This window comes from Pontimicrobium aquaticum (genome assembly GCF_005047595.1).
Lineage (GTDB): Bacteria > Bacteroidota > Bacteroidia > Flavobacteriales > Flavobacteriaceae > Pontimicrobium > Pontimicrobium aquaticum.
Genome location: NZ_SUPL01000003.1, coordinates 17,303 through 44,297, shown reverse-complemented (window position 1 = coordinate 44,297; position 26,995 = coordinate 17,303). Strand labels below are relative to the sequence as shown.

The 26,995-nt window shown below is 33.1% G+C and carries 23 protein-coding genes; 9 read left to right on the top strand and 14 right to left on the bottom strand.

The genetic code is table 11. The annotated features are described in order from the left end of the window. Positions 1-10 precede the first annotated feature (10 nt). The gene (locus tag E5167_RS05795) at positions 11-3,256 is read right to left on the bottom strand and encodes a VPS10 domain-containing protein (protein WP_136842006.1); all 3,246 of its coding nucleotides are present in this window, start codon (positions 3,254-3,256) and stop codon (positions 11-13) included. Between the two features lie 70 nt (positions 3,257-3,326). Beyond that, entirely contained in the window at positions 3,327-3,881 is a 555-nt protein-coding gene (locus E5167_RS05790) for a PepSY-associated TM helix domain-containing protein (RefSeq protein WP_136842003.1), read from the bottom strand. 280 nt (positions 3,882-4,161) lie between these two features. Here E5167_RS05790 and E5167_RS05785 point away from each other — a divergent pair, with 280 nt between their 5' ends. The 4 genes from E5167_RS05785 to E5167_RS05770 all read left to right on the top strand — a co-directional run bounded on the left by E5167_RS05785 (position 4,162) and on the right by E5167_RS05770 (position 6,987). Beyond that, a complete protein-coding gene (locus tag E5167_RS05785) occupies positions 4,162-4,731 on the top strand; it encodes a TetR/AcrR family transcriptional regulator (protein WP_136842001.1) in 570 nt (189 codons plus the stop codon). Positions 4,732-4,788: 57 nt separating this feature from the next. Further along, positions 4,789-5,616: an N-acyl homoserine lactonase family protein gene (locus tag E5167_RS05780; protein ID WP_211242133.1), complete on the top strand. Its 828-nt coding sequence runs from the start codon at positions 4,789-4,791 to the stop codon at positions 5,614-5,616. Positions 5,617-5,836: 220 nt separating this feature from the next. After that, positions 5,837-6,295: a carboxymuconolactone decarboxylase family protein gene (locus E5167_RS05775; RefSeq protein ID WP_136841998.1), complete on the top strand. Its 459-nt coding sequence runs from the start codon at positions 5,837-5,839 to the stop codon at positions 6,293-6,295. An 11-nt stretch (positions 6,296-6,306) separates the two neighbouring features. Continuing rightward, entirely contained in the window at positions 6,307-6,987 is a 681-nt protein-coding gene (locus E5167_RS05770) for a DUF4386 domain-containing protein (protein ID WP_136841996.1), read from the top strand. Between the two features lie 84 nt (positions 6,988-7,071). Here the strand turns inward: E5167_RS05770 and E5167_RS05765 are convergent, their stop codons facing one another. From E5167_RS05765 to E5167_RS05740, 6 genes are read right to left on the bottom strand one after another with little or no spacing between them, the layout of a single operon-like run. Beyond that, positions 7,072-7,635, bottom strand: coding sequence for a YdeI/OmpD-associated family protein (locus E5167_RS05765; protein WP_136841993.1), 564 nt, complete (start codon positions 7,633-7,635; stop codon positions 7,072-7,074). A 5-nt stretch (positions 7,636-7,640) separates the two neighbouring features. Further along, positions 7,641-9,281, bottom strand: coding sequence for a M1 family metallopeptidase (locus tag E5167_RS05760; RefSeq protein WP_136841990.1), 1,641 nt, complete (start codon positions 9,279-9,281; stop codon positions 7,641-7,643). A gap of 6 nt (positions 9,282-9,287) precedes the next feature. Continuing rightward, positions 9,288-10,055, bottom strand: coding sequence for a hypothetical protein (locus E5167_RS05755; RefSeq protein ID WP_136841988.1), 768 nt, complete (start codon positions 10,053-10,055; stop codon positions 9,288-9,290). A gap of 4 nt (positions 10,056-10,059) precedes the next feature. Next, positions 10,060-11,391, bottom strand: a complete 1,332-nt coding sequence (locus E5167_RS05750; protein WP_136841984.1) for a M28 family peptidase — start codon at positions 11,389-11,391, stop codon at positions 10,060-10,062. A gap of 2 nt (positions 11,392-11,393) precedes the next feature. Continuing rightward, positions 11,394-11,861: a DUF6265 family protein gene (locus E5167_RS05745; RefSeq protein ID WP_136841981.1), complete on the bottom strand. Its 468-nt coding sequence runs from the start codon at positions 11,859-11,861 to the stop codon at positions 11,394-11,396. 6 nt (positions 11,862-11,867) lie between these two features. After that, a complete protein-coding gene (locus E5167_RS05740; RefSeq protein WP_136841979.1) occupies positions 11,868-13,121 on the bottom strand; it encodes a nuclear transport factor 2 family protein in 1,254 nt (417 codons plus the stop codon). Between the two features lie 123 nt (positions 13,122-13,244). Between E5167_RS05740 and E5167_RS05735 the strand changes: the two genes are divergently transcribed. The 5 genes from E5167_RS05735 (at position 13,245) to E5167_RS05715 (ending at position 18,540) form a co-directional block, all read left to right on the top strand. Continuing rightward, entirely contained in the window at positions 13,245-14,288 is a 1,044-nt protein-coding gene (locus E5167_RS05735) for an AraC family transcriptional regulator (RefSeq protein ID WP_136841976.1), read from the top strand. 99 nt (positions 14,289-14,387) lie between these two features. Further along, complete coding sequence (locus E5167_RS05730; protein WP_136841974.1) at positions 14,388-14,813, top strand: nuclear transport factor 2 family protein; 426 nt, start codon at positions 14,388-14,390, stop codon at positions 14,811-14,813. 1 nt (position 14,814) lies between these two features. Next, the gene (locus tag E5167_RS05725) at positions 14,815-16,977 is read left to right on the top strand and encodes a DUF5916 domain-containing protein (RefSeq protein ID WP_136841971.1); all 2,163 of its coding nucleotides are present in this window, start codon (positions 14,815-14,817) and stop codon (positions 16,975-16,977) included. A 29-nt stretch (positions 16,978-17,006) separates the two neighbouring features. Then, positions 17,007-17,420, top strand: a complete 414-nt coding sequence (locus tag E5167_RS05720) for a nuclear transport factor 2 family protein (protein ID WP_136841969.1) — start codon at positions 17,007-17,009, stop codon at positions 17,418-17,420. A 133-nt stretch (positions 17,421-17,553) separates the two neighbouring features. Beyond that, a complete protein-coding gene (locus E5167_RS05715) occupies positions 17,554-18,540 on the top strand; it encodes a M10 family metallopeptidase domain-containing protein (protein WP_136841966.1) in 987 nt (328 codons plus the stop codon). A 72-nt stretch (positions 18,541-18,612) separates the two neighbouring features. Here E5167_RS05715 and E5167_RS05710 read toward each other — a convergent pair whose 3' ends face one another. From E5167_RS05710 to E5167_RS05685, 6 genes are all read right to left on the bottom strand, one after another. Further along, positions 18,613-20,415: an acyl-CoA dehydrogenase family protein gene (locus E5167_RS05710; RefSeq protein ID WP_136841963.1), complete on the bottom strand. Its 1,803-nt coding sequence runs from the start codon at positions 20,413-20,415 to the stop codon at positions 18,613-18,615. 104 nt (positions 20,416-20,519) lie between these two features. After that, complete coding sequence (locus tag E5167_RS05705; RefSeq protein ID WP_317130368.1) at positions 20,520-20,810, bottom strand: four helix bundle protein; 291 nt, start codon at positions 20,808-20,810, stop codon at positions 20,520-20,522. A gap of 36 nt (positions 20,811-20,846) precedes the next feature. Then, on the bottom strand, positions 20,847-22,037 hold the full coding sequence (locus E5167_RS05700; RefSeq protein ID WP_136841960.1) for an acetyl-CoA C-acyltransferase: 1,191 nt from the start codon (positions 22,035-22,037) through the stop codon (positions 20,847-20,849). 80 nt (positions 22,038-22,117) lie between these two features. After that, positions 22,118-24,526 (bottom strand): 3-hydroxyacyl-CoA dehydrogenase/enoyl-CoA hydratase family protein, encoded by a 2,409-nt coding sequence (locus tag E5167_RS05695; RefSeq protein ID WP_136841958.1) that lies wholly within the window; start codon positions 24,524-24,526, stop codon positions 22,118-22,120. Beyond that, positions 24,523-24,981 carry a MarR family winged helix-turn-helix transcriptional regulator gene (locus E5167_RS05690; RefSeq protein WP_136841955.1) on the bottom strand — a complete coding sequence of 153 codons (459 nt, stop codon included), beginning with the start codon at positions 24,979-24,981 and terminating at the stop codon, positions 24,523-24,525. The genes E5167_RS05695 and E5167_RS05690 overlap by 4 nt, the downstream gene beginning before the upstream one ends. 139 nt (positions 24,982-25,120) lie before the next feature. After that, positions 25,121-26,893 carry an AMP-dependent synthetase/ligase gene (locus E5167_RS05685; RefSeq protein ID WP_136841952.1) on the bottom strand — a complete coding sequence of 591 codons (1,773 nt, stop codon included), beginning with the start codon at positions 26,891-26,893 and terminating at the stop codon, positions 25,121-25,123. Positions 26,894-26,995 lie beyond the last annotated feature (102 nt).

The window sequence follows — 26,995 nt, the reverse complement described above, 5'->3', positions numbered from 1 at the left end:
GATGATTTAATTAATAGAGTTTAAAAGATTTTACTTCTTTAAATGGCGATAGATTAAGATTTTCCATTGAAGCTTTAAATGGTTTCCATTCATCGTTAAAGAAGGTATTTGTTTTCTCTAAAGCGTCATCTAAAGCATCTTTAGCATTTTTCATTAAGGTGCGCTCGGTTGAAGTAATACCACTTTGTCTTGATCTTATATAAGATGAAGCACTATAAATACGTTGCATTACATTTACATTAGGGTCGCTGGTAATACCTTGTCTTTCATCAACTTTTCCAAGGTATATTTCTAGTACATCGTCAATACTTTTAATAATATCTTTTGAAGCCTTAATATTATCTTTATGAGCTTCTTTGTCAAGTTTTGTCAACATTTTACTATACTCCGTTGCAATGTTTTTACTTTCTACTAATTGCTTCACTGCATCGGCTGCTACTTGTGTTATTTTTTCTACTTCTTTTGAAGTATTATAAACCTCATTAATAGAATTTAAATCAATATTCAGTCTAGGATCGGACTTCACGGTAATATTGGTTTCAGAAGTTTGATCTCCAAAACTCATTACTACTTTGTAAGTTCCTGGTTTTACACGTACACCACTAGGCTCGCCACGACGCGGACGAATACTTCTAGAAGGTCTATCACCTCCTTTTTCGTTCATATACCATACCCATTTATGTACACCAGTTTCTTTTGGTGCTTTACGTTTTAAGGTTCTAATTAAGCGATTGCCATCGTAAATGTTCATGGTAATAGAATCCCATTTTACTTTGCTTTCAGCTTTCTCTTCAGGTGTTTCTTTAACTTCCTCGGTTTTTGCTTTTTTACTTTTCTTCTTTTTCTTGGAAGTCTCTGCCTTTGGTATTTCTTCTTTCTTGTCTTCAACCTTTAAAAAGTAAGACATAATGGCTCCTCTAGGTCTATTATCGCCATTGTACATGGCATCGGCACCAAAACGACTACCAGTTGGTTGTTGGTATGCAGCTTGATAAGCTGTTGGAGGATTAAACAAGGTTAGTTTATTGTTTAAAACTGTTTTGTTTTTGGCAATTTCACGCAACGGACGAATATCGTCTAAAACCCAAGCAGCTCTACCAAAAGTACCAATAACTAAATCGTGTTCGCGAGGATGAATTACAAGGTCTTTTACCGATGTGGTTGGGAAACCATTAGTCCATTTTGTCCATTTGTTTCCAGCATCAATAGATACATATAAACCATCATCGGTTCCTAAAAACATTAGGTTTGGTTCTTCTATATCTTCTAAAATAGCTAAGGCATAACTTTCAACATCATTACCATCTACAATTCTAGTCCAGGTTTTTCCGTAATCCTTAGTTCTATAAACATAAGGTGTATAATTAAAGCGTCTATAATCATTAGCAACAAGAAGTGCTTCTCCTTTGTTTTTATTAGATGCTTTTATCTGCGGAATCCAACTTCCAGTTGGTAAATCTTTTATGTTTTTAGATACATCTGTCCAAGTTTTACCACCATTTTGAGTAAAATGCACACGACCATCATCGGTACCAACCCAAAGCATATCTTTTTCTACAGGAGAAGGTTCGATAACAAGAATGGTTGTATGATTTTCGGCTCCAGTGGCATCCATTGATAAACCACCACTTTCGTGTTGTTTTTGTTTTTCTGGATCGTTGGTTGTTAAGTCAGGTGAAATAACAGTCCATGTTAATCCCTTGTCGGTTGATTTATGTACAAACTGGCTTCCAAAATAGATTGTACTATTATTAAAAGGATCCATGTTTATGGCAGAATTCCAGTTAAATCTTAGCTTAACATCAGGATTAGGATGTGTTGGCCTAATGCTATAATTGTTGCCAGTTTGCCAGTCGTATCGACTAACAGATCCTTGCTGACTCATAGTAAATCCGTAACGAGAGTCATCTTTGTCAGGAACGACATCAAAACCATCTCCAAACGATATTTCTTGCCAATATGAATTTCTAATACCTTGGTCTTTCCATACATATGCAGGACCTCTCCATGAACCATTGTCTTGCATGCCTCCATATACATTATAAGGATATTCGTTATCGACATTTATATGGTAAAACTGAGCCACAGGAATATTACCTATAAAACGCCACGATTTTCCACCATCTCTAGTAATATTAAATCCACCATCGTTTCCATCCATCATAAAACTACCATCGGTAGGATGAATCCACCAAGCATGATGGTCTGGGTGTACACCATTGCTAACACCATAAGCTGGCATTAATGAAGAAAAACTCTTACCTCCATCTTCACTTACATTTACATATGTAAAGACTGAGTATAATCGATTTTCATTTTCTGGATCAACATGAATATCTGAATAATAAAAAGGTCTTCCACCAATTTGTCTAATGTTGTCGTTTACCTTTTTCCAGGTAAAACCACCATCTTCACTTTTATATAATGCATTCTTTTTTGCTTCAATTAAAGCATATATTATGTTTGGTTTATTAGTAGCAATAGCAATACCAATTCTGCCTAAATTGCCTTTTGGTAAACCATCTTCTGAGGTAAGTTTTTTCCATGTTTCTCCACCATCATGTGTGATGTGTAAACCAGAGCCTTCACCACCTGAATTAAAAAACCAAGGATCTCTTTTATGTTCCCACATGGCAGCAATTAGTTTATTTGGATTTGTTGGATCCATAACCAAATCGGCTGCTCCTGTTTTATTATTAGCAAAAAGAATTTTGTTCCATGTTTTACCACCATCAGTTGTTTTATAAACACCACGTTCTGGGTGTTCTCCCCAAGGTGACCCAATAGCACCAACATATACTACATCAGGGTTTGTTGGATCTATGATAACACGATGAATATGGCGTGTTTTTTGTAATCCCATAGCTTGCCAGCTTTTACCACCATCGAGCGATTTGTATATACCGTAACCACCATTTAAACTATTACGCGGATTACCTTCGCCAGTTCCAACCCAAATCACACTTGGGTTTGATTGTTGGATAGCTACTGCGCCAATTGATGCAGTTACCTCATTATCAAAAACAGGATCCCATTTAATACCTCCAGAAGTAGATTTCCATAAACCACCAGAAGCAGTACCAACGTACATAATATCTGGATTGCTAGTCACAACATCAATAGCTGTAACACGACCAGACATACCTCCAGGACCAATGTTACGAGGTGTCATGTTTTTTACTAAGTCCATTGAAAATTCCTGTGCGGAAAGTAGGGTAACGCATAACAGCATTACCATTGAAAAGAGTTTTTTCATTTTTAATTATTGGTTAGAATTGTAAGCTTTAAAGGTAAGGAAATATGTAATGTTTTTTCTTAATGAGATGTTAATGCTTTTTTTGTTTTAACGCTTTAATTTGCTTTGGTCTCAACCACATCATAAAACCACTGATGGACAGAAGTATTAAACCCAAAGATGTAAGGGTAGAGTAGAGTAGCTTGGTGTAATGTGAGTCTGATTTAAACAGGAAATCAATAATGCTCCCATCGTGGATCATTTCAATAATATCGGCAGTGCGTTGCTTTACAGAGATAATATCTCCTGTGTAACAGTTTATTTGCAGTTCGGTAAAATGGTATTCAAAGCGCACTTTAGCAATGCCTTTAGATGGCCTGTAATCTATACGGTTTATGGTGTTGTCTAAGTTTAAAGAATCGGAATATTGTAGCGCAATGTTTTCTATGGATTTTAAACCAATAAGCTGTTGTTGCTGTATAATTTTTTGAGACGGAGGTTTTAATTTTAATTCGTCTTTCCATGTTAAAAGCAAACCAGTAATACCAACCAAAAATAAAAAAACCACCAGTGGAATAGCAACTGTTTTATGTAAACGCCTATACCAACGTGATTGTTTTGCAAGTGCTTTGGTTTTTTTTCTCAAAAGAAGGTAAATTTAAAAACCGAAAATAGGAAATTTAGTTAGAATAATTCTTAAAGAGTTGTTAACGTGACTTAATATTCTACTCATAAAATTTAATATTTTTTTTAATTCTGTTTTGTCATGTGGCTTCACGTTTTGAATAGTGTCTGCCTAAATTGTTTCTGCAATAGTGAGTTTGTAAATTTAAATATGATTTAAGGTTGTTTTATATAAAATTTTGAAATTAAACACTTTTTATATATATTTGTACTAAATGAACTAATATAGTACACTATATTTTATGAATGTTAGGACTAGAATATTAAAGATTGCAAAGCAAAAATTTTTAAAATACGGTTTTTATAAAGTTTCTATGGATAGTCTTGTTAAGGAGCTTAGAACTAGTAAAAGTAGCTTGTATAATCATTTTTCTTCTAAAGACGAACTAGTAAAAGCAGTTATAGATCAGTTAAATATTGAAATCAATTCAGCTCTGCAAGAAATTGTTGGTGATGACAAACTAAGTTTTAAAGGCAAGTTAATTGAGGTCTCTAAATTTACTAAAAACCTTCTTACTAGTGTTAGCGAAGCATTTTTAAAAGACTTAGAACTTAACACACCACATATCTGGGACTATTATCAACAAACAAGAATTGATAGAATTAATAATTATTATAGAAAATTGTTTGAGATAGGAATTAATGAAGGAATGCTTCGTAATGATATTGATATTAATGTTATTCTAACTATATATATGAATTTAATGGAGTTACCATTAAAAAGTCAATATCAAGAATTTTTAGGAATTCACAGCCAAAATATTTATGAATTAACCACAGAAATATTTTTAAATGGTATAACTGAAAAATAAAAAAATTTAAACAGTACTGTACTAATAAAACCATTATAGTACATTAATTTCATACTCATGAAAGTTTATAGAATTGAAACAGGAAAGGTAAGGATTAAAGAAAATCAAATAAAAAGGACAGAAGGTATCATTCCTTCAATGGCTAAAGTATTATTTGGAAAAATATGGGCAGATTGGATTCCTATTTATGCTTGGGTTATAGACCATCCTGAAGGTGTCATTGTAGTTGATACAGGTGAAACTCATAAAACAAGTAGTAAAGGGTATCTTCCTAAATGGCATCCTTATTATGCATTAGCAGTAGATTTTGATGTGAAACCAGAAGATGAAATAGGTCCTCAATTATTAAAAATAGGGATAAACCCTAAGAAAGATGTTAAAAAAGTAATATTGACGCATCTACATACAGATCATGCTGGAGGATTGCATCATTTTCCAAATTCGGAAATATTAATTGATAAAAATGAATTTAAGAACGCGTCAGGGTTAAAAGGGATATTAGCAGGTTATTTACCTCATAGATGGCCCAAATGGCTTAAGCCAACACTTATTGACTTGCCTAGTTCTCCATACTTCTCATTTAATAAAAGTATGCCTGTAACCAATGATGGCAAAATAATGATAGTTGCTACACCAGGGCATGTTGCAAATCACATATCTGTTATAGCCGAAGTAGATGGATTGCATTATTTTTTAGCTGGAGACACGTCTTACACTCAAGAAAATTTAATCAATGGTTTACCAGATGGAATTGGCACCAATGAAAGCATAAAAACACTTAAGAACATACAATCTTTTGCAAAATTTAATCCTACCATATATTTACCATCTCATGATCCTAATGTTCCGGAGAGAATGAAATTTAAAGCGACTATTCAAAATTAAAAGAACAATATGATGGACAATAACCAAATGCCTTATCAATCTTTTACTATTGGAAAATATATTGGATTACATAACAGGCTTCTTAAGCGAATTAAGAAGAAATACGCAGAGAAAACAATCTTAATAACAAAGAAAAAGTAGGTTTTTAGCCAAGTAATATAAGTTATAGCCTATTTAAAAAAGCACTAGAAGTGAATTTAAACTATTAAAAACAAATATTATGGAACGAATTACGTATCAAGATATTCCTAAAGGAATGTTCGAAAATTTAATGTCAACTGAAGAATACATTAACAATTCCTCATTAGATATGCATTTACTAGAATTAATACGATTAAGAGTCGCACAAAAAAATGGTTGTGCCTATTGTGTAGACATGCATCATAAAGAGCTTAAACACCTTGGAGAAACCGATTTAAGATTGTCTTCTTTATGTGTGTGGAAAGAAACACCGTATTTTACAGATAAAGAAATGGCAGCTCTTAATTTAACAGATGTACTTACTAAGTTAAGTAGAGACCCTTTACCAGAACACGTATTTGAAGTGTTGACCTCTCATTTTAACAAGGAAGAGATTTGCTATTTAACCTTAGCTATTTCACAAATTAATACCTGGACTCGATTGATGAAAACATTCAAATTTACCCCTGGAAATTATCAGGTAAAGGAACAAGTTTAAGATTAATTAAAATGGAAGCAACAAAAAACAAAGCAAAGATAGCAGGTCTTTTATATTTATTAATGGCAATATCAGGAGGTATTGGCATTATGTACATTCCTTCTAATTTCATTGTAGAAGGAGATGCTGTAGCAACAGCAATGAAAGTTAATGAATCGGACTTTTTATTTCGATTGGTCATAGTTAGCAATCTCATCTGTCAAACAAGCTTTGTTTTTTTAGTATTAGCTTTAAGTCAATTGTTTAAAGAAGTTGACCCAAAAAAGGTAAAACTTATGCTAATATTAGTTTCTGTAGCTGTACCCATAGCCTTCTTAAATACTTTAAATCTTATTGCGGCACAGTTAGTTTTAAGTGATGTTGACTATTTAAGCACATTTAAAATAAATCAATTACATGCCTTAATGATGTTATTTCTTAAACTATTCCAACAAGGAAATGTTATTGTACAAGTATTTTGGGGGCTTTGGTTATATCCGTTAGGCATGCTAATAATAAAATCAAAATTTATCCCTAAAATTATTGGAGTATTTTTAATTATTGGGTGTTTTTCATATTTGATAATCACTCTTACATCTTTGCTTTTACCAAATCATTCAGAAATGATTACTTCTATATTAATGCTACCTTTGGTGATTGGTGAATTCTCAATTATTTTTTGGCTTTTAATAAAAGGAGTAAAGACTAAATAACTCAATTATTAGTATTTAGAAAGTTTTTATTTATATTAATCTTTGCAAATTACACACTTATTAAACCCTCATTTAAATTAAGGTCTATCGTGACTTAATATTCTGCTCACAAAACTCTATAATCTTTGCAATTCTGTTTTGTCGCGTTGCTTCACGTTTGGCTTGTTTTAACCAATACAAATATGATTTTTTATAGCTTGAAGCAAAATTTTGATAATTTGCAAAGGCTTCCTTATTCCCATTAAATGCCTTTAGTAAATCATTTGGGATTATTAAATTCTCAACATCATCCAAAAATGTCCACATGCCATTTTGTTTAGCGATGTCTATTTTACAGTAGCCACTTGGTTGAATAAGGTTGTTTTGTTCTAGCTCAATAATGTAGCGTTTGTTTAAAGCGCTCCACACACTTTTGGGGTTTCTTGGTGTAAAATATTGACGTCGTTTACCGTTACCTAAACTCTTCACAGTAGAGTCTATCCAACCAAAGCATAACGCTACTTTTACAGCTTCTTCCCAACGCATAGTGGGAATATTCATTTCTAATTTATAGAGTATGATATACACTCCATTTACAGTGTCATGATTTTGCAGTAACCAATCATACCAATCTATATCACGCTTAAAATACAGTTCTGGATAATTCACAAGAGTTATAGCTTTTTAGAATATACTAAGAAGTTATCATCTATTTTTATATCATCAGCTTTAGTGCTCATGGTTTGCCATTCAGCTTTTGGGAATAGCCATTGTTCACTTCCATTAATATGTATTTTTATTGGCATGTCGAAGCTTTCAATAATGTTAGTATAACGAAATTTTAAGACGTTATTTTTTATTTCATACTCTAAAGTTGGAATGCGAACATCACGTAAATACTGATTAAAAAACTCGGTTAAATCTATTCCTGTTGTTTTACTTAAGTAATCTTCAATTTGTTTAGTGGTCACCGTTTGGTGGTAAAATGTTTTATTGAGTCCTCTTAAAATCATTCGCCACTTTTCATCGTCTTCAATAAGTTGTCTTAAGGTATGAAGCATATATGCGCCTTTGTTGTACATATCTCCTGAACCTTCTTTATTCACATTGTAATAGCCAATGATTGGTCTGTCATTTTTAATGTCTTTTCCTTTGCCAACTGTATATTCGTCACCAGCTTGTTTTCCGTAGTGATACTCTAAATATAATCCTTCGGAATATGCTGTAAACCCTTCATGAATCCACATATCAGCAATATCTTTGTACGTTATATTATTAGCAAACCATTCGTGACCAGCTTCGTGAATAATAATGAAATCAAATTTTAATCCCCAACCTGTATTTGACAAATCTCTACCTAAATATCCTTTTTTATACTTGTTGCCATAGGTAATGGAGCTTTGATGTTCCATGCCTAGATAAGGCACTTCTACAAGCTTGAAACCATCTTCGTAAAACGGATATGGTCCAAACCAATGTTCAAAAGCTTTTATCATTTTTGGAGCGTCTTTAAAATGTTCTTTAGCTTTTTCTAGGTTGTCTCTCAGCACATAATAATCCATATCTAAATTCCCTTTCTCACCTTTAAATACTTCTGAAAAATGTACATAATCGCCAATATTTACATTGACGCCATAATTATTGATTGGGTTGTTTACAAACCAGTTAGAGGTTACAGAGCCATCGTTATTATCTTTTACAGATCGCAATCGTCCGTTTGAGATATTACTTAATTCTTTTGGGTTGGTAACACTAATAAGCATACTGTCAACTTCATCATACATATGGTCTTTATTTGGCCACCATACACTGGCTCCTAAACCTTGACAAGACGTTGCTACAAAATGTTTTCCATTTTCATCTTTTTTCCACGAAAACCCTCCATCCCAAGGTGCTCTTTTTGCCACCTGCGGATTCCCTTTATAATGTATTTCCAGTGATTTAATGTCACCCACAATTTGATTCTCTTTTAATGTGATAAAGTGCGCATTACCATCATGTTTTACGTTTAAGTCTTCACCATTTTGAGTTACTTTTGTTATTTGTAAAGGACTTTGTAAATCAATCTGTAAGAGATTATGAGGCTTTAACACTTTATATTGAACTGTGTTTTTACCAGAAATATACTTGTTATCAGGATCTACTTTTACATCTAAATGATAATAGGTTACGTCCCACCATTCACGCTCTGGAGTTATTGAGCCACGTAAAGTATCTTGTCTTGTAAACGTATTTTTGTCTTCTAGTAATCCTTGTGCTTCAATAATTGGCGAAGTAATTATGGCTAATAGAATGATTAGATAACGAGTTTTCATATTTTATTAGTTTAATCTGTCTAAAAATGGCTGTAACTCTAATAAAGTTATATCATCCCTTTTACGAAGCTCGTTTAAAAACCACACTTTATGTCCAGCTCCATAAGTTATTAGAATTCGCTTGCCTTGGTACTTATATTTTTGAAGTGCTTTTTCGATATTCCAATAATGTGCAATATTGATATTATCCCAGCCACCTAGACCAAGTTCTTCGTTAAAAAGTTTGTTATAAGTACTTAGTCTTATATTATAAATACTGTCATAAGTGTTTGTATGAATAAAAGCTGGGTCATTTTGTTTTCCAGTTGTATTCATTAAAGAATCTGTTAGTTTATTAGCAGTAGTATATTCGTTCCAATCATCAACTCTTGTTGAGTCTTTACTAATTGCTTGAAGTTTTTTTGACCTTTCATTTGCCATTATGGCTGTCCAACCAGCGGTTGGAATAATTTCAAAACTCATAGTTTTTGAAAGCGGAAAAATAACATCGGTATATTCTGGAAAGCGCATTACACGAGGTTCTGAAATGCTATCGTCTCTTTTAAATCCTTCCATAGCTGCTTTAAAACGGTTTGGAGGAATTTCGGTAAGAATTATATCAGGGTTTATTTCTTCAATAATTGCAGTTAGTTTATCGATATTATAAACATTTTCAGTTAAATGCCCACCATGAATGGTTCCTAGTACAAGAACTTCATTTTTAGAGTCTTTTTGACAGCTTAAAAACAACATTAAAACACAAAATAAAAAACTATTTTTTTTAAGCGCTTTCATCTAGTTATCTAAACGTTTTATTAGGGAATACTACAGGGCTTTCATAACCATTTTTTCCAACTGATGCAACTCCAAAAAAGAAGTTGTCAATAACAATGCCTTCTAAAACAAATTCAGATACATTACCTACATAACGACTATAATCCCAAGTAGGAGAGGTGGTATCTCTCCAATAAATTTTGTAACCAACAGCTCCATCTACTTTATCCCATTTAAATTTAGCTGAAGGCTGAACAATACCACCAATTGCTATATTCTTAGGTGCTGGAGGTGCACTTGCCAAACTAGCTAAATTGATAGCGTTTACTGCAGTAAGCTTTTTAGCATAAGGGAAGTTTACATGCTCAAAAGTATCGCCATAGTTAATCCCATTTTCGGTACGAATATCTTGATGTTGTTGAGTGTAATTTTCATGAGCTTCCATAATTCTAATGCCAGCAAAACCTAAATCGTTAAACGGTCTATGATGACCACCACGACCAAAACGATCTAAGCGATAGACCATCATTGGATTCATTTCTGGCATGTAGGTTTTTACATTTTTATGTACATAGCGCGCTAACTGACGTGAAATACCATCAACTTCACCACCATAAAAACGTCGAGCGTTACGTTCACGTTCTGTTTCAGTTGGAGGAACAGGTTCAGAAAAAATTCTAAACGTTCTGTTATCAATAACGCCATCAACCCCTTTTATGTTTCCAATCATGTCATTATTAAGAATCCCAATAATGTCCCAACCTTGCTCTTTTGCATATTTAGCTAACCCAGCGCCTCCAAATAGTCCTTGTTCTTCACCAGAAAGACCAACATAAATAATACTGTTTTCAAATTGATAATTGCTTAACACACGTGCAGCTTCAATAGTTCCCGCCATTCCTGAGGCATTGTCGTTAGCTCCTGGAGCATCGATTTCGAAATTCATGGTATTACTTGATCTTGAATCGATATCGCCACTCATAATGATGTAACGATTAGGATATTTGGTGCCTTTTTGAATAGCTACTACATTCACAATCCAAGCATCGTGAGGCACACGACGATTGCCTTCTTTAGTGACCAGGTCTTTTTGATAGAATACATCTAAACAATCGTTGCAATTTTTTGAAATAGATTCAAATTCAGATTTAATCCAACGTCTAGCGGCACCAATGCCTCTTGTATCGGAAATCGTATCGCTAAACGTATTACGTGTTCCAAAATCGACTAAAGTTTTTACATCTTTTTTAATGCGTTCGGCAGAGATAGCGTCAATTATATCGTATATTTTTTGATCGGTTTGTGAGTAGCTGTTTACTACAAATACAAGTAGTAAGGTGGTTAGTAATTGTTTCATTGCTATTGTTTAATATAATTAAATTTTACTGTTTCTATGGTTCCGTTTTCTTCAATATCTACATAGACATTCATTTCTTTATCGTTCACTTTTTCAAAGGTCATGCCTTCAAAGACAACTTTTGTAGGAGTTATTTCTTTTAGTGGGAAATCGATAGTTTCGTCTTTTGTTTCCCAACCTTTTAAATCAGAACCAAAATGTTTTAATTGAAGAATGAGCGAGTTTTCAACTTCTCTAATAATTTCTATTTCGTAAAAGGTGACTTTTCCATTGTTTATTAGTTTAAAGGTTGCCATCATGGATCCAGCAGAAGGTTCACTCCAAATTTCTTCTGTCTTTCCACCAAAAGCTTCACCATGCCAAGTTCCAGAAATCCAGGCAATGTTTTCTAGTTTAGGCTCTATTTTGGTTTCTGTTTGTGCTTTGCAAGACCAACTTGTAATAACTAAAGCTAGAATTAGTATTCTCATAATTTGCTATTGTATAAAAGTGACTTTGCTAATTAAACCATTTTCAACTTCATATATGGCTACAGCATTAAAAATTTGTCCGTTAGCAGTGACTTGTTCTTCGTCAATAATTTTATTACCAATAACGATACGTTTTTTAATAAAAGCTCTTAAATCGGGAGTTTGATTAAACCACTGTTCGTATCTTTTTCGCATTTGTTGGGCACCATCGGTTTGTAATTCATTAGGATAGTTATAAAGTTTAACATTTTTAGAGTAAGTTGCCATGAAAGCATCAATATCTCTATTATTGTATGCCTCCAATTGTTTTTGTACTATGGCTTCAGCTTCAGAAACTTCATTTGATGTTTCTGAAGCTGGTTTTTCCTTTTCTTTGGTTTCTTCTGTTTTTTTTGCATTTTCGTTAATATCTCCAGCAATTAGTAGCATACTTGACTCTAAATTGGTTGCTAAGCGTGTAATTTTTGAAATGCCTTTTGAACTTAAATCAGCTACTTGTTTCCAATTGTTATCCTTTTGCAAGGTTAATTTATATAATTTACTGTCTTTGCCCGAAAGGATGGTTTTGCTGTTTAGCCAGCAAATATCTTCAACACCCTCCATAGTATTGGCAATAACTTTAGTAACGCCTGTTTTTGGGTTTAAAGATTTTATTTGCCAAGTGTTATTTTCTTTTGAAATGAAACTTACAAGATTGGAATTGGGGATTTTATGAAACGAACGCCCAACATTTTCTTGATATTTTTTACTTGTACCACCTTTTGTATTAACAACAAATAGGTTTAATCTATTTTCTTCTATAGCTGCACAAACAACAATATTGTTATCATACCACGTGTAATAAGCAACAACTAAATCTTTAATAAGTTCTTTAGATTCACCATTACGTAAATTGTAAGTATATAAACGTTGTAAGCCATCTGGATCTAATCGAACTGCAGATACTTCATTTTTATTAGGGATTTTTAAAGGAGAATATTCACCACCTTCCGTATGGTTAATAAAAATTTTGGAATCGTAGTTTATTGTATATTTTACGATATCGGTTTGATCATTTCTGGTACCTGCATATAAAACGGTGTTATTATCAAGAAAAGACGGTTGATTGTCGTAACCATCATTAGCCGAAATATTTTTATGGTTTAATAACTCTATTGAATTGCTTGAGGTTTTTAAATCAAAAAGAAATACATCAGTATTTGATTGAGAGTTAGCAACTAAAAAAGCAAAAAATAAAAGTAAAGAAAATAGCTTGCGCATAAGTTGAATTTAATTTTTCTCTAAAGTAATAAAAAAGGATTATTGATACTTAATTGTGTTGAATAAAAGAATTGTGTTAATTTCTAACTTTATATATTTGAAGGATAATTAATATAACTTAATTTGGAGAATCAACTTTTATTTTTCTTTTGTGCATTGGGTGTATTTAACGGTTTTTTAGTGAGTTTATACTTGTTGTTTTTTACAAAGCAGAAAAGGATTCAGAATTTATTTCTTGGATTGTTGGTTTTACTATTAAGTATAAGAATAGGAAAATCTTTACACACTATTTTTACACCTAGAGAAGATAGAAATTTGTTAATATTACAAGTTGGTTTATCTGCGTGTTTTTTAATTGGTGTTTCTTTGTTTTATTATTTGAAATCCTCAGTAGAGAACACAAAGAAAATTACTAGTTTCTGGAAAATTCATTTTGTCTTTTTATTGCTAGTTGTTGTTGTCGTTGGGTTAGCAAAACCTTATCCATCTAATTCTGATTTCTGGAATACGTATTTTGTTAAGTTTATTTATACTGTTTGGGGAATTTATGTTGTGATTTCAGGATTTGTTCTAAAAGATATTTTTAAAAAAGTTTTTAAAAGAGGTGTAAAATGTACAATAGCCGAACTATGGCTATTTAATGTATATATTGCTAATGTATTGATTTATGTGGCATACATTATTGGTTTCTTCTACTTTTATTATGTAGGGACACTCACTTTTTCTTTTGTGTTTTATGGCTTGCTTTTTTTCTTGCTATTTAAAAGTAATAGAGATAATGTGTTTAAAGATATTCCTGAAAAATATGCCTTTAAGAAAATTGAGAGTGAGGAGGCGGTTTTAATAATAGAGGCTCTAGAAAATGTGATGCAGCAAAAAGAGTTGTATAAAAACACCAATACTAAACTAAATAATATCGCAAAAGAGTTGCATATTTCTGCACATAAATTATCGCAAATACTTAATGACAATCTTGGAAAAAGTTTTGCGCAATATATTAATGAGTATAGAGTAGAAGAGGCCAAAAAACTTATAGCAAAAAATAGCAAATACACCCTTGAAGTTATAGGTTATGAAGCTGGATTTTCATCGCGCTCTACATTTTATGCAACCTTTAAAAAAATTACAGGAATTACACCTGCAGCATTTAGAGATTCACTCACCTAGCATATCCCAAATTATAATTTAGGACACCTATTTTATAACACAAAATACATTCTTCTTTTCATTTTATCAGTTTTGTTTCAAAATTTAAAAACTATAAAAATGAAACACAAAATTTTATTACTACTGACTCTATGTAGTTTTCAAGCTTCAATAGCACAATCGGAAACATCTTTAATCGAAAAAACGCTTCAAAATTATATGGAAGGGAGTTCCTATAATAAATTAGAGATGTTAGAAAGTGCTTTTGCTGAAAACGCCACTTTATACTTAACATCTAAAGGAGAGTTTAAACTCTTTACCCCTAAAGAATATGTAGCCTTTTTTAAAAACAGAGAATTTGGCAAGTTTAATGGACGCTATGCTGAAGTGTTAGCTATAGAAGTTGCTAAAGATATTGCAACAGCTAAAGTTGAAATTTCTATTCCAGAAAGGAAGCTGCTGTATATAGACTTGTTTTTATTAAAGAAAACAGAAGAAGGATGGAAAATTATAAGTAAAACGGCTACTAAGATTGATAACAACTAATATGAAAAATATTTTAGGTCTTTTGTTGCTTTTTTATTATTCTGGCATTTTCGCACAAACATCAGCAATTAAGTATATAGATACTAATATTTCTATAGATGGCAGGTTTGATGAACCTATTTGGAAAGAGTTACCAGAACACACTAACTTTTACAATTATTTACCAACAGATGACGGCATAGCTAAGAACCAAACCTCAGTAAAACTATTCCATAATGGTGAGTATTTGTTTATATCTGCTATTTATAATGATACCACCCCAAAAACTCAAGTAAGCACCTTAAAAAGAGATGTGTCTATTGCTTTTAGCGATGCATTTATTATGATTTTAGATACACAAAATCAGAAGCAAAATGCTTACTTCTTTGCTGTTAATTCGTTGGGAAATCAAACAGATGGATTGGTTGGTAAAAGTAATGATGGCTACCAACTTAGTTTTAGTTGGAATACCGTTTGGCAGTCAAAAGCCTTATTAAATGGTAATAAAAAGCAATATGAAATTGCTATTCCTTTAAAATCGTTAAACTTTAATAAGGAAAACAACACGTTCGGTATTCAGTTTTATGTTAGGGATATAAAAAACAACTCATGGACTATTTTAAAAAATGTAAAACGTAATTATGCTAATTTAGATTTACGTTTTACTGAAAAGTTTTTAGTTGAAAATCTTCCAGAAAAATCAACTACTTCAAGATTTACAGTTACACCATCAATCACAGCTAATTATCAAAAAGATATTGCTACTAATACCGACAATACAACTTTTAAACCAAGTTTAGATGCACAATATAATGTTACGTCTTCTTTAAGGTTAGATGCTACAATTAATCCAGATTTTTCACAAATTGATGTTGACCAACAAGTCACTAATTTAACTCGGTTTGCAGTTAATTTTCCTGAACAACGAAATTTCTTTTTGGAGAATTCCGATCTGTTTTCAAACCTTGGTGTAGCTAGTGTCAATCCTTTTTATCCTAGAAGAATAGGTGCTAACAGTGATATTCAATTTGGATTAAAACTATCAGGAAATATCGCACCAAAAACCAGAATAGGCGTTTTAGATGTACAAACTGAAGAAGAAAATGCAGTAACATCACAAAACTTTGGAGCTTTAGTTGCCGAACAACAATTATCTAAAAATTTCACGACTACTGCCTTTTTAATTAATCGTCAACAGACCAATAATTTTGATTTTGCAAATGATTATAATCGAGTTACCGGAATTAACCTAAACTATAAATCTAATAACAACAGGTGGATAGGTTTAGCCAATTTTGGAAAAAGTTATAGCGATGGAATTTCAGGAGATAATGGTTTTTACAATGCTGGAATTTGGTTTAACAAAAGAGGATTAAAGTGGAATGTTGGTATTAAAAATGTAGGGAAAAACTATATTACAGATGTAGGTTTTACGCCAAGACTTTATAATTATGATGCTATTAATGATGTTGTTGTTAGAGAAGGATATACGCAAACAACCGCACGTATTGAATATAAAAAGTTTTATTCGCAATCAAAAAGCATTAATTCTGTTCGTTATTTAAACTATAGAAATAACACGTATTTAAATGATAGTGGAGAAGTAAGCCAATCATCACACTTCCTAAATTCAGCAGTGTTCTTTAAGGATTTATCATTAATATATTATGTGTATATATACGATATAGTTGATTTAAAGTACGGATTTGACCCTTTGGGTAGCGGAAACGCTTTAACACCAAATGAATATCGTTTTGGTATTTTAAAAATTGGATATAATTCGGCTAATAACCAAAAACTGCGATATCGATTAAATGTACAAAAAGGAACTTATTATAATGGTAAAAGAACAACCGCAGGAGCCGATCTAAACTATCAACTACTACCATTCGCTAGCTTTGAGGTGGCTTACGACATAAATGCGATTGATTTAAATGAATTAGGAAAAGAAACCTTCCATTTAGCTCGTTTTACTGGAGAAGTGTTTTTTAATAATCGATTAAATTGGACCACTTACGTGCAGTACAACACACAACGAAATAATTTTAATATAAACTCACGATTGCAATGGGAATACAAACCATTATCTTATGTTTACTTTGTTGTAACTGATGACTTTAATAAAGATATACATAGAAAAGATTGGGGAATTGCATTTAAAATGAATTACCGTTTAGATTTTTAATAACTTAGAAGAAATTAAACATCAATCAAATGAAAAAAATAGTTTTAATACTCGCAACACTTTTATTTACAATATCTGTAAATGCACAAACTGAAATTGAAAAAATTAATAAACCATTATTGGATTATATTGAAGGCACAGCTAATGGACAACCAGATAGATTAAAACGAGCTTTCCACCCAGATTTTAACTTGTATTTTGTACAAAATGATTCTGTAAAGGCTTGGTCAGGTAAAGGGTATGTTTCAAATGTCAAGCAAGGCAGAAAGAGTAATCGTATAGGAAAAATAATATCTGTTGATTATGTTAACGATGCAGCCATAGCAAAAATTGAAATTGATATGCCTGATAGAAAACGACTTTATACAGATTATTTAATGCTATTGAAGGTTAAAGATGAATGGAAGATTATTCACAAATCGTTTACGTTTGTTAAATATTAATCAACAATTTATTCTCTTTAAATAATTTAGTTTCATTTTAATAATTAATGTAAAAATACTCAAATTGAGTATTGTTTGGCTAAAAATAGTTTCGGAATTTCACGATGCTATTTATTAACTAAACTATTTTAAAATGAAATTAATTAAACAAATTACATGTATCATGGCATTATCATTATTCTTTTGGTCTTGCCAAACAGAAGAACTTACCCAACATGAAGAACCGCAAAGCTTAGCAATTGAAGCTTTTATTGGTCATGAAGTTGATGCTGTTAGTAATGCACGTGGTAGTGGATTACTAACAATTACACCTGAATATCTGGATGGTATAAATGAGGTTTTAGCAGCTAAAGGAATGAACTATAGAGTTGCAGCCGCAGAGTATATTACAGCTAGCGGTTCGCAAGAAGCTGGAAATACAGTATTGTCAAAAATCGTTGGCAATAAACAATTGGGACATGATTTTGTACCTGATGATGCTCGACGTACTTGGAGTGCTGATGATGGTAACACAATTACTTATGCTATTGATACAACAAATGATGCAATACCTTTTGGAGGAGGATTAAGTGCAGCGGAAACCGACGCAGCAATTGAAAGTGCAACAAATACTTGGAGAGACGTTAATTGTTCGGATTTAGGTCTTACAAGAAATCCAGATTTTGGTTTAGATATTGGCGTAGTTGCTTTCATAAACGGGCTAGGAGGATCTCCGTTTATTCTTGCTGATGTACAACATGGTGGATTTAGAGAGGTTAATTATGCTGGTGGTGTTATAGGAGTTACACACACCTTTGTTTTTACTAACGGAGGAGTTCCTACTGATATTGATAATAATGGAAAAGCTGATGTTGCTTTTAGAGAAATTAATTACGATCCATCTTGGATTTGGGCTGATGATGGTGTTACTAATATAGATGTTGAAACTGTTGCACTACATGAATTAGGTCATGGATTAAGTCAAGGTCATTTTGGAAAAGTTATGATTAAGAATAATACGGCATTAAAGGCATCTCCTAGAGCTGTAATGAATGCCTTATACACTGGGCCTTACAGAGATTTAGCCGGTACAGATAATGGTGGTCACTGTAGCAATTGGGGAGAATGGCCAAATAATTGATTAATTGGGTTATCTTATATAAAATAAAACGCCTCAAGTTATTGAGGCGTTTTTATCCAACCAACCAAAAGTCTAAAAACAATATTTGTTTTCAGCTTTTACTTTCTCAGCGATTTCATTACGTAAATCCACAATATCTGGATAGTTTGTATATTTAGTAAATCGCTTCAATCCCATGAGCATCATACGCTGTTCGTCGCCTTCAGCAAATGAGATAATACTTTCTTTTCCTTTTTCTTCTATAATATCAACAGCATGATATAAGTATAATTTTGCCATTGCAATTTGAGCAGACTGAGATTCTTCTCCAAAACGCTTAGCGTTCTTTTCTGTTCTTAAAATAGTAGATTCAGCCATATAGATTTCAATTAAAATATCTGCAGCAGCAATTAATAACTGTTGGTGATCTTCTAGTTGAGGACCAAATTTTTGCACTGCACCACCAGCAACCATTAAGAAGGTTTTTTTCAATTTCTTAATCATTTCCTTTTCTTCTGAAAATAACTCAGAATAATCTGGTGTGTCAAACGATGGTATTCCCATGAGTTCCTCTTGTACAGCTTGTGCAGGACCTAACAAATCCACATGACCTTTCATAGCTTTCTTTACCAGCATACCAACAGAAAGCATTCGGTTAATTTCGTTTGTTCCCTCATAAATACGAGCGATACGAGCATCTCTCCAAGCCGCTTCCATTGGTGTATCTTCAGAGAATCCCATACCACCATAAATTTGAATGCCTTCGTCGGCACAATTTTGTACGTCTTCAGATACTGCAACTTTTAAGATAGAACATTCAATGGCATATTCTTCAACACCTTTTAACTCTGCTTCTTGATGAGAGTTTCCTGCTGCTTCACGAATTGCGATTCTATCTTCAATATTTTTTGCAGCTCTATACGTTGCAGATTCACCAGCATAAGCACTCGTAGCCATTTCAGCTAGTTTTACTTTAATTGCACCAAACTCAGAGATAGGTGTTTTAAATTGCTTACGCTCGTTAGCATATTGTACACCTAATGTAGTGATACGTCTTTGAGAATCTAAACAAGCAGCAGCTAGTTTAATTCGACCAACATTAAGAGCATTCATAGCTATTTTAAAGCCATTGCCTCTTTCTGATAACATATTTTCAACTGGAACGACAGTATCGTTAAAAAACACTTGACGAGTTGATGATGCTCGAATACCTAATTTGTGTTCCTCTTCACCAAGTGTAATGCCATTAGGATTGTCTTTATCATATTCTACAATAAAGCCTGTAATATTTTTGTCATCTTCAATTCTTGCAAACACAATCATTAAACGACAGAATCCTGCGTTTGAAATCCACATTTTCTGTCCGTTAATCTTATAAGATTTTCCATCTTCAGAAAGCGTTGCAGTTGTTTTACCAGAATTAGCATCACTACCTGCTCCAGGTTCTGTTAAGCAATAAGCCCCAAACCATTCACCAGAAGCTAATTTTGGTACATATTTTTGTTTTTGCTCTTCGGTACCATATAAAGTGATTGGTAAAGTTCCTATTCCAGTGTGTGCACCAAAAGCAGTGCTAAAAGAGCCTGTTCCACTAGAAATATAATCACATGTTAAGCATGTAGATACAAATCCCATTCCTAAGCCACCATAGGCTTCAGGGACTGCTACACTAAGAAATCCGAGTTCTCCAGCTTTTTGCATACATTCTTCAGTCAACGCATAATCTTTAGCTTCAAATCGCGCTTTATGAGGAATAATTTCACGATCATTAAATTCCATAACCGCTTCCTTCATCATGTTTTGTTCTTCTGAAAAGTCTTCAGGAGTAAAAACGTCTTCACAGTTAGTTTCTTTTACTAGAAACTGACCTCCTCTTAATAATTCTTTTTCTTCCATTCTATTTTAAGATTAATAGATTCAAGAATCAAGATTCAAGACTTATAGTTTAAGTCCAGATTGAAAACCTGAAATCATTTTTTGTATTTGTTTTATTTTTTCTTCTAATTCTTTGAATTTTCCTTCTGATAGATAACTTTCATTAAATGCATTATTAATTGAATTTCCCATTCAAAAGCAGAACCTAAACTATCTTCAAGATATTTATTGAAATGTTTGTTTGTGCTTTTACTAGAGCCTTCAGCTATATTTGAAGGAATTGAAATTGCACATCGATTTATTTGAGTTGATAATCCAAATTTTTCAAAATCTGGAAAAGTCTTTGTTAGTTTATACGACTCAGAAACTAACTCAATGCTATCAATCCATATTTTAAGCTTTTTGAAATTATGCATTTTCGTCTTGCTTCTTGGTTCTTATAGTCTTTTTTCTTAATTCAAAAACTCAAATATTCCACAGGCACCTTGTCCAGTTCCAACACACATGGTTACAGCACCATATTTACCTTTCATATTACGCTTTCTCATTTCATCAAATAACTGAACAGACAATTTTGCTCCTGTACAACCAAGAGGGTGACCAAGCGCTATTGCTCCACCATTTACATTAATAATATCAGGATTAAGATTAAGTTCTCTAATTACGGCTAGAGACTGAGAAGCAAAGGCTTCATTTAACTCTATTAATTCTAAATCATCTTGATTCAATCCAGCTTGCTTAAGTGCTTTTGGGATGGCTTTTACAGGTCCAATTCCCATGATACGAGGTTCAACACCAGCTGCAGCATAGTTTACTAAGCGAGCAATTGGTTCAAGGTTTAATTCCTTTACCATGCCTTCACTCATTATCATTACAAAAGCAGCTCCATCGCTCATTTGAGACGAGTTTCCAGCTGTTACACTACCACCTTGAGCAAATACAGGACGAAGTTTAGCTAAGGCTTCAAGATTTGTTCCTTTACGAGGACCTTCATCTTTAGTCACCGTGTATTTTTTTGTTGCTTTCTTTCCGTTATCATCTATGTATGTTTGCTCTACATTAATAGGAACAATTTGGTCTTGAAAGCGATTTTCAGCTTGAGCCTTTAAAGCTTTCATATGTGAATTGTATGCAAATTCGTCTTGATCTTCTCGAGACACTTTAAATTGATTAGCAACTGCTTCGGCAGTATTTCCCATTCCCCAATAATAATCTTCGTGACCTGCTTTTACAGTATCATAATTTAATTCTGGTTTGAATCCTGTCATTGGTACAGCACTCATGCTTTCTGCACCTCCAGCAATAATACAATCTGCCATTCCTGCTTGAATTTTTGCAGTTGCGATACCAATGGTTTCTATGCCTGAAGCACAAAATCGATTAACAGTAACTCCAGGAACATCAACACTATTTAATCCGATTAATGAAATAAATCGTGCCATATTTAATCCTTGAGAACCTTCAGGCATTGCGTTACCAACAATAACATCATCAATTCTGGTTTTATCAAAACCTGGTAATTCCTTCATCATGTGCTGAATGGTTTCAGCTGCTAATTCATCGGTTCTTTTAAAACGGAACACACCTTTTGGTGCTTTGCCAACGGCAGTTCTATATGCTTTTACTATATATGCTTGTTTCATGATTTCTTTAAGATTAATAGAATCAAGAGTCTAGAATCAAGACATCTTCATCTTGAATCTTTAGGTCTTGGTTCATGGTTCTAATTCCTCAATGGTTTACCAGTTTTTAACATGTGTTGAATACGTTCTAGCGTTTTTCTTTCGGTACAAAGCGATAGAAATGCCTCACGCTCTATATCCAATAAGTATTGCTCACTTACTAGTGTAGGTTCCGATAAATCACCTCCAGCCATAACATATGCTAATTTGTTGGCGATTTTTTGGTCATGTTCACTAATGTAATTTGAAGCTTCCATAGAATCCGTTCCTACTAAAAACATACCAAGAGCTTGTTTTCCAAGGACTTTAATATCTTTACGTTTTACAGGTTGTGTATATCCAGCGTCAGCTAATAATCTTGCATGAGCTTTAGCTGTAGCAATTTGACGGTCTTTATTTACCACAACAATGTCTTTTCCTTTTTGTAAGACTCCCATATCAAAGGCTTCATAAGCTGATGTTGCTACTTTTGCCATACCTATAGTTAAGAAATACTCTTGGAGGGTATTTAATTCTACATCTCCTTTTCTAAAGGTATCTTGAGCTCGTAAAGCCATTTCTTTTGAACCTCCACCACCAGGAATGACTCCAACCCCAAACTCAACCAATCCAATGTAAGTTTCAGCAGCTGCGACAACTTTATCTGCATGCATTGATAATTCACAACCACCACCTAACGCCATACCATGTGGTGCAGCAATAGTTGGAATAGAGGAGTAGCGCATACGCATCATGGTGTCTTGAAAATATTTGATAGCCATATTTAACTCATCGTACTCTTGCTCTACAGCCATCATGAAAATCATACCAATATTGGCTCCAACCGAGAAGTTAGCACCTTGGTTACCAATAACCAAACCATCAAAATCTTTTTCAGCTAAATCAACTGCTTTGTTCAATCCAGCTAATACATCACCACCAATCGTGTTCATTTTAGATTGGAATTCACAGTTAAGAATACCATCACCTAAATCTTCAATGACAACACCTGAGTTTTTGAATACTTCATTTGACTTTCTAATATTATCAAGAATAATAAAAGCATCTTGTCCAGGAATTTTTTCTTGTGCTTTCTTTGGAATATCATAGGCATAAGTTGCACCATCTTTTACTGTGTAAAATGAAGAACTTCCAGAAGCCAACATGTCGGTAACCCAAGCTGCAGGTGTTTTTCCTTCAGCTTTCATGATCTCAATTCCTTTTTCAACACCTATGGCGTCCCAAATTTGGAAAGGTCCATGTTCCCAGCCAAACCCAGCTTTCATGGCATCATCAATCTTATAAAGTTCGTCTGTGATTTCAGGAATACGGTTAGATACATATTCAAACATGGCAGCAAAATTCTTTCTGTAGAATTCACCTGCTTTGTCTTTGCCTGAAACTAGAATAGGGAAGCGGTCAATAACTTTATCGACTGTTTTAGTCAATTCCAAGGTAGCGAAAGACGCTCTTTTTTTAGAGCGATATTCTAATGTGTCTAAATCTAACGACAGGATTTCACTTTTACCATTATCGCCTTTAACTTTTTTATAGAATCCTTGCCCTGTTTTACTTCCTAGCCATTTGTTTTCCATCATGGTGTTGATAAACTCTGGAAGTTTGAATAATTCATGCGCTTCATCGTTTGGACAATTCTCATAAATACCGTTAGCAACATGAACTAAAGTATCTAATCCAACAACATCAACAGTTCTGAAGGTTGCCGATTTTGGACGACCAATGACAGGGCCAGTTAATTTATCAACTTCCTCAACTGTTAACCCTAACTTCTTTACTTGATGGAATAGGGATTGAATTCCGAAGATTCCTATTCTATTTCCAATAAAAGCAGGAGTGTCTTTGGCAACTACAGATGTTTTACCTAGGAATTTTTCACCATATTCATTTAAGAATTCTAATACTTCATTAGAGGTTTTTGGGCCTGGTATGATTTCGAATAGTTTTAAGTATCGTGCAGGATTAAAAAAGTGAGTGCCACAGAAATGCTTTTGGAAATCTTCACTTCGTCCTTCACTCATAAACTTGATAGGAATACCAGAGGTATTAGAGGTAATTAATGTTCCTGGCGTTCGGTGTTTGTCAAGATTTTCGAATACTATTTTTTTGATATCCAATCGCTCTACAACCACTTCAATAATCCAATCGACATCTTTTACTTTTGCAATATCATCTTCAAGGTTACCTGTGGTAATTCTATCGGCAAACTTTTGGTGATAAATTGGTGATGGCTTTGATTTTAAAGCAGACTTTAATGAATCGTTTACTAAACGGTTTCTAACGACCTTATCATTTAGTGTTAATCCTTTTGCTTTTTCAACATCAATAAGCTCTCTAGGAACAATATCGAGCAGTAACACATCAGCACCAATATTGGCAAAATGGCAAGCAATTCCACTTCCCATAATACCTGAACCAATGACTGCTACTTTTTTAATTCTACGTTTACTCATTTTTTTAGGATATCTTCTTTTTGATTATATATTTTTTTATTTGAAACCATTTCGTTGATGATTTCGGCCACTTCATAAAAATGATTCATTTTTTCTTCTGACACTTCATTTCTTATAGCGTTGTTAAAAGTTAAAACACGCTCACGTGAATATTCTCGTTTTTCACGCCCAAAATCGGTTAAATGTATAAGTACACCACGACCATCTTGTGGGTTAGGTTTACGCTCAATAACACCACGTTGTTCCATGTTCTTTAAAATTCTTGAAAGGCTAGTGGCTTCCATTCCCATTTTTGGGCCTAAAGCAGTTGAAGGTGTACCATTTACAGGATCTATGCTCAGTAAAGTAAATGCAATAGCCATGGTTGCATCGAACTTTGCAGCTTCCTCGTTATACATTTTTTGAACTGCTAACCAAGTGGTTCTTAGTAAGTAATCTATAGTTTTTTCTTTCATAAGAATTGTGAAAGTTCAAATATAATAAAAAAATACTATGCATGCATAGTAAATCATTAAAAAATTATGCTCGCATAGTAAATATGATTGGGACATATATTGTTAAAATAAAAAAGCTCTCAAATTTGAGAGCTTAATATTAAGGTTGATATATACGTTCGTAGAGATCTTTGTATTTTTCTTTAATAATATTTCGTTTCATTTTCATTGTAGGTGTGAGGTGCCCTCCATCAACAGACCAAACATCTGGGGTGAGTTCAAACTTTTTAATTTGTTCCCATTTGCCAAAGTTTTTATTGCATTTATCTATTTCCTTTTGGATACGTGTTATGATTATATCAGAAGCGATAATATCGTTCTCAGTTTTTTTAATATTATGTTCTTTTCTGTCTATCCAATCTTTTACAAATTCAAAATTTAATTGAATTAAAACCGCAGGCATTTTTTCACCTTCACCAACTACCATGGCTTGTTCGATAAATGGAGATTCCTTTAGCTCATTTTCTAAAAGGGTTGGAATGACATATTTACCACCAGAGGTTTTAAACATTTCTTTTTTGCGTCCCGTTATTTTAAGGAAACCATCTGGGTCTATTTCGCCTTTATCACCTGTATGAAAGTAATTGTTTGTCATAACTTCGGCGGTTTTTTTAGGATCTTTGTAATAACCAAGCATTACGTTTGGTCCTTTAATAAGTATTTCTCCGTCCTCAGCTATTTTTACTTCCACATCTTTTATTGGTTTTCCTACAGTGCCAATTTTAAAATGTCTGTCTCTTACCATGCCAACAGATACGACTGGAGATGTTTCGGTTAAGCCATAACCTTCCATAACCATCATTCCTGAAGCGCAAAATATGCGTGATAATCTTGGGTGTAAAGCGGCACTACCAGAAACCATTGTTGACAACTCTCCGCCTAAAGCATCTTGCCATTTACTAAAAATTAATTTTCTGGCAATTTTTAATTTGAACTCATACCACCAACCATTAGCTTTATAAGGTTCGTACTTTTCGCCTAATGAAATAGCCCAATAAAATAGAGCTCTTTTTATACCAGTTAATTCATCACCTTTAGCGTAGATTTTATCGAATACTTTTTCAAGTAATCTAGGAACTACACTCATAAGGTTAGGCTTAATTTCTTTAGCGTTTTCACCAATTTTATCAATGGCTTCAGCAAAATAAATTGATGCTCCAGCATATTGATATATGTATATTAAAACACGTTCAAAAATATGGCAAATAGGTAAGAAGCTTAATACTCGTGTTTCACCAGATATTAAAGGCAGTCTTAAAGAACTACTTAATGCGTTGCTTGTGATATTCCAATGAGATAGCATGACTCCTTTTGGTTTTCCTGTAGTTCCAGAGGTATAGATAATGGTTGCTAAGTCTGATGGTTGTACTGCGTTTTTTCGTGCCTCAACTTCTGGTTGATTACTCTCGTCCTTGCCAATTTCAAATAATTCTGAATAATGTTTACAGCCTTTAATATGATCGAAAGAAAATACTTCTTTTACTTTAGTATTGTTTTTTACTTTTTTTACTTTTTCGAGAACTTCTTCATCAGATACAAAGCAATAGATTGATTCGCTGTGATTAAGAACATATTCATAATCGTCAGACGAAATAGTAGGATATATAGGGATATTTTGTGCACCTAACTGTAATATGCCTATATCTAGAATGTTCCATTCTGTTCTATTTGTAGAGGAAATGATTGCTATTTTGTCGTTTTGTTGAACTCCTAATTTTAAAAGTGCTCTACTAACGGCATTTGCTTTATCTATATATTCTTTTGTGGATATTTTTTTCCAATCACCATTATACTTAGTTACAAAAGCAGCCTCTAAGTTGTATTTTTCTAGCTGATAATATGGAAAATCAAAAAGTCTGGTAATCTCTATCATTAATTTGTTCTATTTGAAGAACTGAAAAGTATAAAAATTAAACAAGATTATAAAGTAATGACATAAAAAAAGGAGCCGTTTTAATTCGACTCCTTCATTTTG